A 14111-nucleotide genomic window follows, 5' to 3' on the forward strand; every position below is an offset into this window, starting at 1 on the left:
TCTCCGAGGGCGACGGCGCCAGCGGGTGGCTCGTGGCCGTGTGCAACTCCTGTGCGTGGATGGCGTGCCTGTTTCCGAAACAGGCACGCGACGAGGTGTTCGGTTCCGGCGGCGCTCCGATCGTCTCGGGTGTCGTCGCCCCGACCTCCACGACGCGGCGTGTCGACGGCGGTTTCACGGTGACGGGCCGCTGGAACTACAACTCCGGTTCCTGGCACGCCGACTGGGCGGTGCTGGGCGTCCCCCTCACCGACGCCGACGGCGAGGTGGTCGACCAGGGACTGGCTCTGGTGCCCGCCCGCGACTACACCGTCGAGGAGACGTGGTTCACCACGGGGCTGCGCGCGACCGGCAGCAACACCCTCGTGGTGGAGGACGTCTTCGTGCCGGACCACCGCGTCGTGTCGCTCCCGCCCCTGTTCGCCGGCACCCACCCGGTCGAGGAGGGGCAGACCCCCGTCTACCGGTCGGCTTTCGCCCCCCTTCGTCTCAACCGTGATCGTGGGACCGCTGCTCGGTCTCGGCAGAGCCGCCCTGGAGACGGTGACCCGCAGGGCCCCGGACAAGGCCATCGCCTTCACCTTCTTCGAAAAACAGACCGACTCGGTGGCCTACCAGGTCGCCGTCGCCGAGGCGGCCCTGCGGATCGACACCGCCCACCTGCACGCCTACCGTGCCGCCGATGCCGTGGACCGGGCCGCCGCGCAGGGGGTCCACCCCGACGCCCTCACCCGTGCGCGGATCCGCGCGGTCCTCGGCCACGTCGTCGAGAACGTCACGGCGGCGGTCGACGGCCTCATGCACGTCCACGGTTCGGGGGGCTTCGCCGAGGCCGACCCGCTCCAGCGCGTGTGGCGCGACGCCCACATGGCCGCCCGGCACGCCGTGGTCCAGCCCTCCATCGGCAAGGAGATCTACGGCAAGGCGCTGCTCGGCGTGGACGAGAAGATCTCGCCGATGGCCTGACCGGCCCCCGTTTCCCCTTTCCCTTTTTCCCTTCTTCTCCACGGATCGAGGTAGTCATGTCCACCAGCAGGTTCACCACCGACGACGCGGCGTGGGTCCGGTTCGGCGACGCCGGGGTCTACATCGGCAACGTGCTGCACGAGAAGAACTCCACGTCGATGGGGGCGGGATTCGCCTGCTTCCTGCCCGGGGCCGCCATGACGTGGACCCCCAGCTACGACGAGGTCATCGTGGTGCGGTCGGGGGAGTTCACGGTCGACTCCCAGGACGGGTCCACCACCGCCGGTCCCGGCGAGCTGGTCTGGGTGCGGGCGAGCGTTCCCGTCACTTTCCGGGCCGGCCGGGAGACCACCTGGATCGCCTTCGCCACCTATCCGATCTGGGATTCCACCCCGGAGTCCAAGGCGCAGGCCCAAGCGCTCCAGCCGGTGGACGGTCCGCCCGCGGACTGACCCGGGCCCGGGGCCGGACGCGAGGGGAGGGCGGGGGCTGGTCCCCCGCCCTCCCCGTGCCTGTCCGGGGCTGACGACGGCATCTGCGGGGGAGAGCGCCGGTCCCGTCGTGCCTCTGGCCCTGGTGTGGCGGCCGAGGAGCAGCGGCACGGCCTGTCGGGGGCGTGGGGCCGGCCTTTCCCGGCCGCCGCGACCGGACCGCTTTCAGGCGGCGCTGGTTCTCCCGCCGGACAGGCAGGCGTCCGGCTGCGCGCCGTCCTGCGCAGAAGCACGATCCTGGTCCAGCCAGGCGTCGGCCTCGGCCACCCCCGGGGTGTAGGAGCGCTCCGCGGCGATCTGGCGCGCCCGCTCGTGGAGGTAGCGTGCACGGGAGCGCTCACCGCGCGCGGCCGCGAGCCGGCCGAGGCGGAACAGCGTCGTGATGACGTCGACCCACAGGCCCAGTTCCTCGGCGGCCCGCAGGTCTTCTTCCAGCAGGTCGGTGAGTCCGGGGTCGTCGTGTTCGGTCTCCGCGGCCCGGGCCAGCGGCGCGTGCGCCCGCAGCAGCCCCCAGCGGTCCGCCAGTTCCCGGAAGATCTCGGCGCTGTGCCGGGCGTCGGCGCGCGAGGCGGGGACGTCGCCGTCGTCGAGGCGGTGCCCGGCGCGCTCGGCCAGGGCCGCGGCCTCCGTCCAGCGGTCGCCGACCTTGCGGGCGTGCGCCAGCGCCTCCTCGACGCGGCCGCGCCCGGCCTCCGACTCGCCGCCGCGGTAGAGGGCCGCCCCGGTGAACCAGAGCAGCCGGGCCTCCGGCTCCCCCGCCGTGCCGTCCTGGTGGTGCTCGCGGCCCTCGAAGGCCGCGAGCCAGCCCCCGGCGGCGTGCCGTGCGGGCGAGGCCGTGCCCGGCAACCGCAGTGCGGCCTGCAGCGAGCGCCGCGCCTCGGCCGTCCGGTTGCGCAGCACCCAGTACCACGCCATCGCGTTGACCAGCCGCAGCGCCGCCTCGGCGTCCTGGGCGCGCACCGCCAGCTCCAGTGCGTGGCGCAGGTTGACCGTCTCGGTGTCGAACCACGTCAGCGCCTCGCGCTGCCGGGCGCCCCGCAGCAGCGGGTCCCTGCGTTCGGCCTCGCGGGCGTGGAAGGCGATGAACCTGCGGCGCACCTCCGCTACTTCGCCGGTCTCCTCCAGCCTGTGGAGGCAGTACGCCGCGACCGACTCCAGCAGCCGGTACCGTTCGCCCTCACGCACCAGCAGCGAACGGTCGACCAGGCTGGACAGCACGTCGAGCACGTCGGTTCCGTCGGCGCAGACGGCCTGCGCCCCCTCAAGGGTGCACCCGTCCCTGTTGACCGCCAGTCGGCGCAGGACCCTGCGCTCCCGGCCGGTCAGCAGGTTCCAGCTCCAGTCGATCATCGCTCTGAGCGTCTGCTGCCGGCCGGGGCGGCCGCGTCCCGGCCCGGTCGGCAGAGTGAAGCGGTCGTCCAGGCCGGCGGCGATCTGCTCGGCGGTCAGCGCGCGCAGCCGGGCCGCGACCAGTTCGATGGCCAGGGGGATGCCGTCCAGGCGGCGGCAGATGGTGGCGACGGTGGGGGCGTTGTCCTCGGTCAGGGCGAACCCGGGGCAGGCGGCCTGGGCCCGTTCGACGAACAGCCGCACCGCGCTGGAGGAGGCGGCCATCTCCTCCGGGCCGCACGCGTGTTCGGGAAGGGTGAGCGGCGCCAACGCGAAGACGGTCTCCCCGGGGACGTTGAGCGCCTCCTGGGTGGTCACCATGACCCTTACCCCGTCGGCGGCCAGCAGTGCCCCGGTCAGCTCGGCGACCTGGGCCACCACGTGCTCGCAGTTGTCCAGGACGACGAGGGTCCGCCACCCCTCCAGGGCCCCGCGGAGCCACTCCACCAGGTCGACCGCGAAGTCCGCTGCCCCCTCGCACAGGCCCAGGGTCGCGATCACGCGTTCGGCCAGGTCGGCCGCTGTGGCTTTGCGGTCCATCCCGGCCAGTTCCACGATCCACACGCCGTCGCGGAAGTCTGCGACCAGTGACCGTGCCACGTCGATCGCCAGGCGGGTCTTGCCCACTCCGCCGGGACCGGTCAGGGTCACCAGGCGCGGGCCGTGGGATGCGGAGAGCGCCTCTCGGACGCACGCGCTCTCCGTCTCGCGGCCGATGAGCGCCGTCAGCGGACTGGGCAGGTTGCTGCGTGGGCGGTCCGCGACGCGCGGCAGCGGGACCGATCCCGACTCCTGGCGCAGGATCGAGGTGTGCAGTTCGCTGATGGCCGGGTCCGGGTCGACGCCCAGCTGGTCGCGGAGTCTGACGCGCAGGTCGTGGAAGACCCGCAGCGCCTCCCCCTGCCGTCCGGAGCGGGCCAGGGCCAGCATGTACAGGCCGTGCAGCCGTTCCCGCAGCGGGTTCTCCTCGACCAGTTCCCGCAGCACGGCCAGCGCCGCGGCCCACTGTCCGGCTCCGATGCGCACCTGGGCCAGGCGCTCGGCCGCCTCGATTCTCAGCTCCTCCAGTCGCGCGGCCTCGGCGCGGACGAACGCCGCGTCGGCGAAGTCCGCGAAGGCCGGGCCCCTCCACAGGTCCAGCGCCTCGGTGAGCAGCCGGCCGCGCGCCTCAGGGTCCTCGGTGCGGTCCGCCTCCGCGACGGCCCGTCTGAAGCGGGCCGCGTCGAGCTCGTCGTCGTCGACGCGGACCCGGTAGCCGGCCGGGGAGCGCAGGATGCGTTCGGCGCCCAGCGCCCTGCGCAGCTGGGAGATCTTGGTCTGCAGGGTGTTGCGGGGCCGGCCGGGCGGGCGCCCCTCCCACAGGTCCTCGATGAGCTGGTCGGCGGAGACGAAACGGCCGTGGTGCGCCAGCAGGTCGGCCAGGACGGCCCGGACCTTCGTCTCGGTGATCGGGATCTGGCCGCCACTGGAATCCCACACCGTGAGCGAGCCGAGCACCCCAAAACGCATGCCCTCAGCATACAAGTCGGCCCCCAGGGTCCCGTGCGCGTTCCGTGCGCGCCGCGTGCACGCTCCCCTCGAAGCTGAGGCCGTTGCCCTGACGACACGAGTAAAGGAGCCGTGACATGACCCGCCCGAGCAGTGGCAGGGCAGGCCCCGCGGAATGGGCCGGTCTGGCCGTGCTGTCCCTGCCGACCGTTCTTCTGGGGCTGGACCTCACCGTTCTGCACCTGGCCCTGCCCTCCCTGGCGGTGGACCTTCGGCCCAGCGGCACCCAGGAGCTGTGGATCGTGGACGCCTACGGGTTCCTGATCGCCGGCTTCCTCATCACGATGGGCACGCTCGGGGACCGGATCGGCCGCCGCCGCCTCCTGATGATCGGCGGGCTCGCCTTCGTCGCCGCGTCGCTGACGGCCGCCTACGCGCCCACGCCCGAGGTGCTCATCGCCGCCCGCGCCGCGCTGGGCGTGGCCGGCGCCACGCTCATGCCCTCCACGCTGGCGCTGATTAGCAACATGTTCCACGATCCCCGTCAGCGTGCGCTCGCGATCGGCCTGTGGGCTACCTTCTTCGCCGGCGGCATGGCGGCCGGGCCGCTGGTCGGCGGTGTGCTCCTGCAGCACTTCTGGTGGGGTGCGGCCTTCCTGCTGGCCGTTCCGATGATCGGTCTGATGCTGGTGCTGGCGCCGGTCCTGCTGCCGGAGTACCGCGCCCCGCAGAGCGGTCGCTTCGACCTGCTCAGTGTGCTCCTGTCCCTGCTGGCCATCCTGCCGCTCGTCTACGCGATCAAGGAGTTCGCCAAGGAGGGGCCGGGCCTGCCGGTCCTCGCCGCCGTCGTGGTCGGCGCGGTCTTCGGCGTCGTCTTCGTGCGCCGCCAGCTCGTGGTGGCCAGTCCGCTTCTGGACGTGACCCTGTTCCGGAACCGTGCTTTCAGCGTCGCCCTGGCGATGATGCTGGTCGGCCTGGTGGGGGTCGGCGGGACCATGTTCCTCACCACGCAGTACCTGCAGCTGATCGAGCAGCTCTCGCCCCTGGCCGCCGGCCTGTGGTACGGGCCGCCCGCGCTGATGATGATGTTCTCCTCGATCGTCGCGCCGGTGCTGACCCGCTGGGTCCGCCCCGGGTACGTGGTGGCGGGGGTGCTGGCGCTGTCCTCGGTGGGGTACGCGCTGCTGGGGCTGGCCGGCGCCTCCGGCGGGCTGTTCCTGGTGGTGGGGGCTTTCTGCCTGGTGTACCTGGGGCTGGGAGCGATCGCGGCGCTGGGCACCGACCTGGTGGTGGGGGCCGCTCCCCAGGAGAAGGCCGGGTCCGCCTCGGCCATGTCGGAGACCGTCCAGGAGCTCGGGCTGGCGGCCGGTATCGCCCTGGTCGGCAGTCTGTCCGCCGCGGTCTACAGCAGCAGGATGGATCCGGAGGCCCTCGCCGGGCTGCCGGCGGAGACGGCCCGGACCGTGGAGAACAGCCTGTCGGGGGCCACGTCGGTGGCCGAGGAGATCCCCGCGCCGGTGTTCGAGCGGGCCCAGGAGGCGTTCATCGCGGGGATGAACGCGGCTGGCTGGACGGGGGCCGTGGTCATCCTCGCCCTGGCCGCGGCCACCGCGGTGATGCTCCGCCACATCGGCGCCGACGCCGCTGGGGAGGAGCCGCCCGTCTCCGGCGGCGTCGAGGCGGCGGACCGCTCCGCCGTCGACCCCGCGCGGTGAGAGCCGGAGATCCTCCGTCCGGTCGGGACCGGGCGGGGGTCAAAGGTGCACAGGGCCTGTGGCGGCAGGTTTCGTGGACCGCGGCGGGCCGGTACTGCCGGGGTGTCCAAGCACCCGCCTTTTTCTCGGCGGTCCTGCGGGCGGCCGAGAATCCGGGGTGGCCGGAATCCGGGGGTGTTCGGTCGCTCCAACTCACCCAGGAAGTTCACCGGCCCTCCCGGTCTCAGCCCGACGGTTCAAGGAACTGATCGGATCGGCCGAACACCGGGCACTCCGGCACCGTCGGCCTGGCCCCGGCGGCACCTTGCAGCGGTGCCCGCACCGCCCCCGAAAGCACCCTGCCCCTGCTGGAACGGGCCTCTGCGGCTGTTCACCGCGTTCATCGGCTCACCTGGTCTACGGCACGGCCCACCGGCCCGGCCAGCCCTGACCGGCACCGTCGCCAGTCCGCCCGCGTACCGGCCTCCACCAGAGACGGGTGCGAACAGGTCATGGAAACCGGGATCGACGCCTGGGACGCACGGTGCACGCGGGGCCGTCACGCGCTTTCGGCCCTGCCTGGACGGTGCTCGGAACAGATCCGGCTGTTGACAGAGCGCCGTGTCCCCGATCTGCCATTCCCCGAGGCTCTTCATTCACCGAAGCGCTTCGACACGGCCACTGACGCAGCCTGCGTCAGGCCCCCTTCAGAGGACCTCCAGTCTCGTCGTCGTACTGCACAAGGCGAACACCTGCCTCAGGCCATCCCTCGAAGACGAGGGTTTCGGAGGATTCCAAGGAGCACACCGTCCCTCCGCACTACACGCTTCACCAGGAAAGTCTCATGGGCCACTACTCGACAAAAATCTGCACCTTGCCCGGATGTTCTTGGTTGTCCGCGAACAGGGAGACGTGGAACTTCCGGGGCACCCGAAATCTCACGTTGGCCTGCCCCCGGGATCGAATATCTCCATTTCTTCCACGTCGACGACCTCTTACCGAGAAAAAACCTCTCTGGGGAGCAGTGGATCCGGCCTTCCGTTCCAGACCTCAACTTCGACCTCCCCTTCGGCCGCGGAGGCGACGGGGAAGATGAAGGAATCCTCGTCTCTGAACCAGGACTCCCGTTCCGGGTCCCACTCGGAGACGCCCCCCAACTGTCGACCCCGGAAAGAACCAGGCATCCTTTGTGCGCCTCCCATCTGAACGAAATCCTCATATACGACACCAGCACCTCCTTTTTTCGCTTTTCTTGACAGGAAGGACGCTAATATCTCCTTGGTGGCCAGCACAACCACGAAGCGCAGGGGAACCATGAGAGAAACACCGGGATTTCGGGGGCCGAGCGCCTTTCTTGAAGCCCTGTGTGCCACTCCAGGCCAGAAAACGGCAACCGGCGATGTCGCCCCGGGGCCTGCCGGGGAGTGGTCCTGCCCACGGCCCTCCAGTCATACGGATCGTCCACCGCGTGCCGGCAGAGCTCGTGTTCGGAGTCGACGTCTTCCCAGAACACGAGACCACGCAACCCCAGCCTCCTCCCCGTTGCCAGAGCTCCCAGTAGGCCCGTACCCGTTCCCGAGGAGCGACTGTTCCCCATTCGCGGCTGTCCCGGCGTCGCTTCTGCCTTTTCGATGTGGTTGAGGATCCCCTCGGGGTGGCTGACGACGGCGAGGGCGTCGAGCACGAAAGAACCGGACCGCCCGTCAACGCCCTGTCGCCGCTGGGAGACCCGGCCCCTCCAGAAAGGTGACCCGCTCCCAGGGAAACTCCGGAGCATTCCCCCTCTCCGGGGGAGCGATGGACTCGAACCACTCCGCGCCCGTCATGGCTCAAACCATTCCAGCCACCACACCTCCGCAGTGCTTGGGTGCTCATTTCTTCGTTCGACAGACAACGTCAGGACGAAGGCCTCCACTCCCGCCTGCCTCCAGGGGCCTGTCCTCTCCGCTCCACTGCTTCGCGGAGAGGGGAAATTCGGTCACCAGTCACCGAACCGCCCCACAAACACCTGGCCCGTCCCGCGGCAGGCTTCACAACTCCCCGGACTTTGCCGCGGGGCTGCCTATCATGGCCCTGTGAGCAGGACAACGCCCGCACGCGTTCGCCACCCGGTACCGGCCTGGGTGCGCCTGCTCCTGTTGCTCTCCGTGCTGTTCGGGTTCGGCGCCATGCACACCCTCGGCCACCACAACGCCCCCTCCGAGCGCCACCCCGTTCCCGTTGCCGCAGCGGCCGTGCACGCCGTACCGTCCGTGCACGACGCCTCCGACCTGCCCGACACCGACCCGACGTCGATGTGCCCGGCTCTCAACGTGACCGTGGTGGCGCTGCTGTCGCTGACCTCGGTGGCACTGCTGGCCTGGCCCGGCCTCCTCGCCCCTCCCCCGTCCTGGCTGCACCGGCTGGCCCTGCGCTTCGCCCCGCCGCCCCCTCCCCCTTCTCTGGCCCGTCTTCAGGTGCTGCGGATCTAGAAACCCCCTCGTCCGGGGTGACCTGTACCCGTGCGCCGTCACCTCCGGACACGATCCGTCCGCTTTCCACCGCCCCGACACCCCCGTCGTCGCGGGCGGACAACGACCCGAGAAGGACAGACCGATCATGACCATCCGCATGCGCGTGTTCCTGCTGGCCTCGTCCGCCGCTCTGCTGGTGTCGGCCTGCACCACCGGCCAGGAGACCGACACCCCGGCCCCGCCGACCGCCGAGCAGACCGCCACGGCCGAGTTCAACGAGACCGACGTGGCGTTCGCGCAGATGATGATCCCGCACCACGAACAGGCCGTGGAGATGTCGCGCCTGGCCGTCGAACGCGCCGGGGCGGACGTCAGGGAGCTCGCCGAGCAGATCGAGGCCGCCCAGGGACCGGAGATCGAGCAGATGACCACGCTGCTGGAGTCCTGGGGCGAAGAGCCCGCGGGTGGCGGCCACGGCATGCCGCACGCGGACCACGGCATGCCCGGCATGATGAGCGACGAGCAGATGACCGAACTGCGGGGCCTGCAGGGCGACGCCTTCGACACCCGGTTCCTGGAGATGATGATCGCCCACCACGAGGGCGCGGTGGAGATGGCCGAACAGGAACTCGCCGACGGCGTCAACCCCGAGGCCCGGCAACTCGCCCGGGACATCGTCGAGACCCAGGAGGCCGAGATCGAGCAGATGCGGGGCATGCTCGAAACCTCTTCCCCCGACAACGACGGCCGCTGACCGCCCGGTGGTGGACGCCGGTCGGCGTCCACCACCGGGGCCGACACAGTCCCGGCCCAGCGGCGGGGAGGCCAGCGCCTCCAGGGCATAGGCCAGGCGGGACAGCGCCAGTGCCGAGGGGGAGCCGCGGTCGTCGACCAGTTCGGGGATGACCGCCCGGACGGTGGGGGTGAAGGCGGCCGAGGCGCACTGCAGGACGGCGATGAGCGCGTAGACCTGCCAGACCTGGGCGACCAGGGGCAGAGTGGCCACCGCCAGGGCCCGCACCGCGTCCAGGGCCACCACCAGCACGGCGCGGCGCGGGACGCGGGCCAGGGCCGCGATCAGCAGCGGGCCGGCGCCCACGTAGGCAAGCATCTTGATGGTCAGGGCGGTGCCACCACCTGTCTCCGGCCTGTTCCGGAGCCAGGTCGCAGGCCGGCAGCGCCGGGGCGACCGTGGCCAGCCCCGTGCCCGCCAGAGCTGTGACCTGGGCGTAGAACAGTCTGCGGTAGGAGCGGAAGTCCGCCAGTACCCGCCACACCGCGACCACCACCTGCGAGGAGGAGAGACACCACGCACATCATTGATGTGCGCAGGTACGCACATGACTTCGTGCCGGGTGGGTTTCCCCCACCCCACCCGTCCCAGACTGCGCCCGTGCGCACCGGCGACGAGCAGGACATCCCAGCCTCGTGCACCCGACTCCCCCGGGCACGGACAACTCGCCGTGGCCGCCGGAGTGTTCGCCCTGCTGTCCGCCCCCACCCGACTCCGCCTGCTGTGGACCCTGGCCGGAGGCGAGGCGGACGTGAGCCAACTGACCGAGGCCTGCGGCGCCTCACGCACCGCGCGGTCTCCCCGCACCCGGCCAAACTGCGCCTGGCCGGTCTGGTGGAGTCCCGCAAGCAGTCCCGGCACGTCATCCACCGGCTGCGCGACGGCCACCTGCACCGCCTGGTACCGGAGGAACTCAACCACGTCGTCACCGGCGAGCCCTTCCACGACTGCCCCCACATCGGACGGGGCACGCCACTGCCCCGTGTGCGCCACCGACACACCGCTGCCGACCGCGGACGGCACCCGCCCCCACGACGCCCCGCACGAGCGTCCCCTCTCTGCCCCATCACCACGCCCCGTGTCCGCAACCACCCGGAGGCCGCCCTGCTCCCCCGCGTGCTGCCGGACCGCGGTCCGAACGGACCAACACCGCAGGGCGGTAGCAGGCCCCGACACCCCCGTCCGCGACGCCCCGGGCCCGGACACCGTCATCGTCACGCTCCCACACAGGCGCCCCGCACCAGCCCTGCCCCCACGGGATCCGCGTCCCAGGGGACGCCCTAGACTCCCGCACTCTGGCGTGGACGCGTCCGCACCGTGTCCAGCACACTCCGGGTGCTGGTGTGCGGGCTCAGGTCGAGACGGCGCAGCAGCTGGGCGTTGAGCGCGACGACGGTGGACAGCGACATCAACAGCGCCCCCACACTCATCGGCAGGACGAACCCCACCGGGGCGAGCACCCCGGCTGCCAGAGGAAGGGCGGCGAGGTTGTAGCCGGCGGCCCACCACAGGTTCTGCTTCATCTTGCGGTATCCGGCCCGGGACAGCTCGATGACCGAGAGCACCGACCGGGGATCATCACTGGCCAGAATCACCCCGGCAGAAGCGATCGCGACGTCGGTGCCCGCGCCGATGGCCAGTCCGACGTCGGCCCGGGCCAGCGCCGGGGCGTCGTTGACGCCGTCGCCGACCATGACCACCCGATGGCCCCGCTGCTGCAACTCAGCCACCCGCCGGCCCTTGTCCTCGGGCCTGACCTGGGCGAAGACCTGGTCGATCCCCAGTTCACCGGCCACCGCGCGGGCGACGTCCTCAGCGTCGCCGGTGATCATCACGACCTGAAGGCCCAGGGCGTGGACGGCCTGGCGGGACTCCTCACGGATCTCGTCGGCCAGCACGTGCAGGACCGTGCTTCCTCCGGCCGCCCAGGCCTGGGTGCCGGACAGTTCGATGGCCTCATGGGCGGCGAGCATGCCGGGGCCACCCACACCGATCCGCGCACCGTCGACGGTCGCGAAGACGCCCAGAGCCGGGACGGCCCGGAAGTCGACGGCCCGGGGGATGGTCAGGCCGCGGTGGCGGGCGGCGGCCACGATCGCCCCGGCCAGCGGGTGTTCGCTGGCGGCCTCCGCGGCGGCCGCCAGTGCCAGCACCTCCTGCTCGTCGTGTCCGGTCGCGGCGGTGACGTGCGTGACCGCGGGCTGTCCCCTGGTCAGGGTGCCGGTCTTGTCGAACAGCACGGTGTCAATGGTGCGCATGTTCTCCAGGGCCAGGCGGTCCTTGACGAGCACTCCGCCCCGGGCGGCGCGTTCGGTCGCGATGGCCACCACCAGCGGAATGGCCAGTCCCAGGGCGTGCGGGCAGGCGATAACCAGGACGGTGACGGTGCGGGTCAGGGCGTCCGCGGGCAGGCCCGCCGCCAGCCAGACGGTGAGGGTGGCCGCGGCGGCGCCGAGGGCGAGCCAGAACAGCCCGGCCGCGGCGCGGTCCGCGAGCCGCTGCGCCCGGGAGGAGGAGTTCTGGGCGGCGGCGACCAGCCGTTGGATTCCCGCCAGGGCGGTGTCGCCGCCGACGGCGGTGACACGGACGCGCAGCGCGGTGTCGGTAGCGATGGTTCCGGCGACGACCGGGTCGCCGGGGCCGCGCCGGACCGGTCGCGACTCGCCGGTGATCATCGACTCGTCGACCTCGGCGACCCCTTCGGCCACCTGTCCGTCGGCGGGGATCCTGCCTCCGGGGCGGACGATCACCAGGTCCCCGACCACCAGCTGGGACGGTGCCACGGTGACCACGGTGTCGTCGACGGTCTTCTCCGCCTCGTCCGGCAGCAGCGCGGCCAGCGAGTCCAGGGCCGAGGAGGTCTGCGCCAGGGAGCGCGTCTCGATCCAGTGGCCCAGCAGCATGACGACGACCAGCAGCGCCAGCTCCCACCAGAAGTCCAGGTGGTGGGGCAGGACGCCCAGGCCGGCTCCCCAGGAGGCGAGGAACGCCACGGTGAGGGCCAGTCCGATCAGCAGCATCATTCCGGGGCGGCGTGCCCTGATCTCGTCGACCGCGCCGGTCAGGAACGGCCGTCCGCCCCAGAGGAAGACCACGGTGCCCAGCAGCGGGGAGACCCACCGCAGTCCCGGGACGGGCGGCAGGGAGTAGCCAAGCAGGTCGGCGAACATACCACTGGCCGCAACCGTGGGTACTGCCAGGGCCAGCATGATCCAGAACAGTCGTCGGAACCGTCCCGCGTGGTCGCCGTGGCCCGGGTGCCCCGTCGCGGTATGGCGGCCGTGAGCCGCGTGGCCGGCGTGGGGATCGGGGGCCCCGCCCGGAGGGTGGTGGAGGTGCCCGGTGTGTGCGTGGTGGTCGTGGGAAGTCATGTCCGTCTCGGCCTTCACGGCTGTGCCCCGGCCGTCACCGGGTGCTCGGCGGGTTCGTCCGTGCCGCACCTCGTGTTCGAAGCACGGTGACGGTGCTCGTGTGTGGCTCCTCGTGGGGTGTTCCGGGAGGGGGCCTGCTGTGGGAGCGGAGTCGTGCGACGCCACGGTGGCGCCTGTCCCGGGTGCTGCACGCAGCCAGAACCGCGGCGTGTGCGGTGGTCGGTGCTTCTCTCATCCTCGCATCCACCCACCCCAGATACCCCATGGGGGTATTTTGGAAACCCGTGGACCCCCGAGCAGTCTCCCGGACCGGTCAAGGACGGGTCCCAAAGCGCCCGGGACTGTCACTTCCCGCCGCGGCCCTCTCCACCACGCCGTCCACACCGCACGCCCCCTCGGGGACCGGCCCTCAAGTCTCCGTCCCAGGGTGCGGCGCCCTGGGAGCTCGTGAAGAACACGCTCGATGTCCGGCACGAATCGCCACCCGACCCCGTCCACCGCTTCGTCCCCCTGTCCCAGCGAGGACTGCCCGGCCGCCGGCCTTCAACCGACACGGGCGGAAGCAGCTTCCCTCGTGGGACACCGCAGCGCCTGTCGCGGCGTCCGGTGGGACCCGCCGCTCGCCTCCCCGGTTCCCTCCTGGAAGGAAAGCGCGCCGACCTGGACGAACACCGTCGCGGGGAGGGCCTCCACTCCCCACCGCCACCGGGCTGTCCCTCGTGTCCCCTCGGTCAGCAGGAGGACCTTCCGGTGCTTCTGAAGAGCCGCACCGTCCCGTGGCAACAGGGCAGGGGAACGACGGACTCGTCTTCGGTGTCGCCGCCACACCGTGAGGAGCCGAAACGCCCTGGGACAGCGAGCCCGCGCGTGGTGTGCAGCCCGGTGGGGCGGTGGCCGAAGATCCTCAAACTGGTAGCCTCACCGTCACCGAATGGAATCGGACCCCTTCCGTCGGTATCTTGACCGCGGGTTTCTTCTGCCCGGACATGTCGGCCACCGGCGAGGCAGGTGCGGTTCGACACCCCGGTCGGAGCGACCGGACCCGGTCCGGCGACCTGCTCTTCCACGACACCGGGACTGCCCCTCCTCGACCACGGCACCCTGCGCATCGGCGGCACCGGACTGGCCAATGTGTCGAAGTTTTTCCTGTCGAAATTGGGAAAATCTTACATTTTGGTTCTCTTAGAGGGAGAAGTGATGGATGAGGCTCAACTGAAAGCCTTCACAGAAGGCCCCGTCCCCGACGACTCACAGTGTCGCGGAGTTGCCCTGCGTGACCTCCGACCGGGCGAGTGCGCCCACCAGATGGGCTATGGAGGACCTGGGGAGAGCACGTACTGCGGCGCCCCCAAGGTCGAGGGTTTCTCCCTGTGTGAATTCCACCTCTTCGACGCACTCGTCACTTTCGACGCTCCCGTGGACCACCTGCGGGAGTAGCCGCGGTTCGGTGCAGCTGCCACCGACCG

General features: G+C 71.3%; 8 protein-coding genes. 6 read left to right on the forward strand and 2 right to left on the reverse strand.

The genetic code is table 11. The features are described from left to right. Positions 1-495: 495 nt before the first annotated feature. Positions 496-966, forward strand: a complete 471-nt coding sequence (locus FOF52_RS06565) for an acyl-CoA dehydrogenase family protein (protein WP_248592944.1) — start codon at positions 496-498, stop codon at positions 964-966. 56 nt (positions 967-1022) lie between these two features. Beyond that, positions 1023-1418, forward strand: a complete 396-nt coding sequence (locus tag FOF52_RS06570; protein WP_248592945.1) for a hypothetical protein — start codon at positions 1023-1025, stop codon at positions 1416-1418. 204 nt (positions 1419-1622) lie between these two features. On the opposite strand, the gene FOF52_RS06575 is transcribed toward FOF52_RS06570, so the two are convergent. Further along, a complete protein-coding gene (locus tag FOF52_RS06575) occupies positions 1623-4355 on the reverse strand; it encodes an AfsR/SARP family transcriptional regulator (RefSeq protein ID WP_248592946.1) in 2733 nt (910 codons plus the stop codon). Positions 4356-4471: 116 nt separating this feature from the next. Here FOF52_RS06575 and FOF52_RS06580 point away from each other — a divergent pair, with 116 nt between their 5' ends. From FOF52_RS06580 to FOF52_RS06590, 3 genes are all read left to right on the forward strand, one after another. After that, on the forward strand, positions 4472-6049 hold the full coding sequence (locus FOF52_RS06580) for an MFS transporter (RefSeq protein ID WP_248592947.1): 1578 nt from the start codon (positions 4472-4474) through the stop codon (positions 6047-6049). A gap of 2054 nt (positions 6050-8103) precedes the next feature. Next, a complete protein-coding gene (locus FOF52_RS06585) occupies positions 8104-8499 on the forward strand; it encodes a DUF6153 family protein (RefSeq protein WP_248592948.1) in 396 nt (131 codons plus the stop codon). 127 nt (positions 8500-8626) lie between these two features. Further along, on the forward strand, positions 8627-9235 hold the full coding sequence (locus FOF52_RS06590) for a DUF305 domain-containing protein (RefSeq protein WP_248592949.1): 609 nt from the start codon (positions 8627-8629) through the stop codon (positions 9233-9235). Between the two features lie 1319 nt (positions 9236-10554). Here FOF52_RS06590 and FOF52_RS06595 read toward each other — a convergent pair. Then, entirely contained in the window at positions 10555-12645 is a 2091-nt protein-coding gene (locus tag FOF52_RS06595) for a heavy metal translocating P-type ATPase (RefSeq protein WP_425265531.1), read from the reverse strand. 1008 nt (positions 12646-13653) lie between these two features. Between FOF52_RS06595 and FOF52_RS06600 the strand changes: the two genes are divergently transcribed. Next, positions 13654-14082, forward strand: coding sequence for a hypothetical protein (locus FOF52_RS06600; RefSeq protein ID WP_248592950.1), 429 nt, complete (start codon positions 13654-13656; stop codon positions 14080-14082). Positions 14083-14111: the final 29 nt, after the last annotated feature.

This window comes from Thermobifida alba, assembly GCF_023208015.1.
Classification (GTDB): domain Bacteria; phylum Actinomycetota; class Actinomycetes; order Streptosporangiales; family Streptosporangiaceae; genus Thermobifida; species Thermobifida alba.

Bases quoted from the DNA above. Each gene is read 5' to 3' on its own strand.
- FOF52_RS06570 (WP_248592945.1), top strand. From the start codon at position 1,023: ATGTCCACCAGCAGGTTCACCACCGACGACGCGGCGTGGGTCCGGTTC.
- FOF52_RS06575 (WP_248592946.1), bottom strand. From the start codon at position 4,355: ATGCGTTTTGGGGTGCTCGGCTCGCTCACGGTGTGGGATTCCAGTGGC.
- FOF52_RS06580 (WP_248592947.1), top strand. From the start codon at position 4,472: ATGACCCGCCCGAGCAGTGGCAGGGCAGGCCCCGCGGAATGGGCCGGT.
- FOF52_RS06590 (WP_248592949.1), top strand. From the start codon at position 8,627: ATGACCATCCGCATGCGCGTGTTCCTGCTGGCCTCGTCCGCCGCTCTG.
- FOF52_RS06595 (WP_425265531.1), bottom strand. From the start codon at position 12,645: ATGACTTCCCACGACCACCACGCACACACCGGGCACCTCCACCACCCT.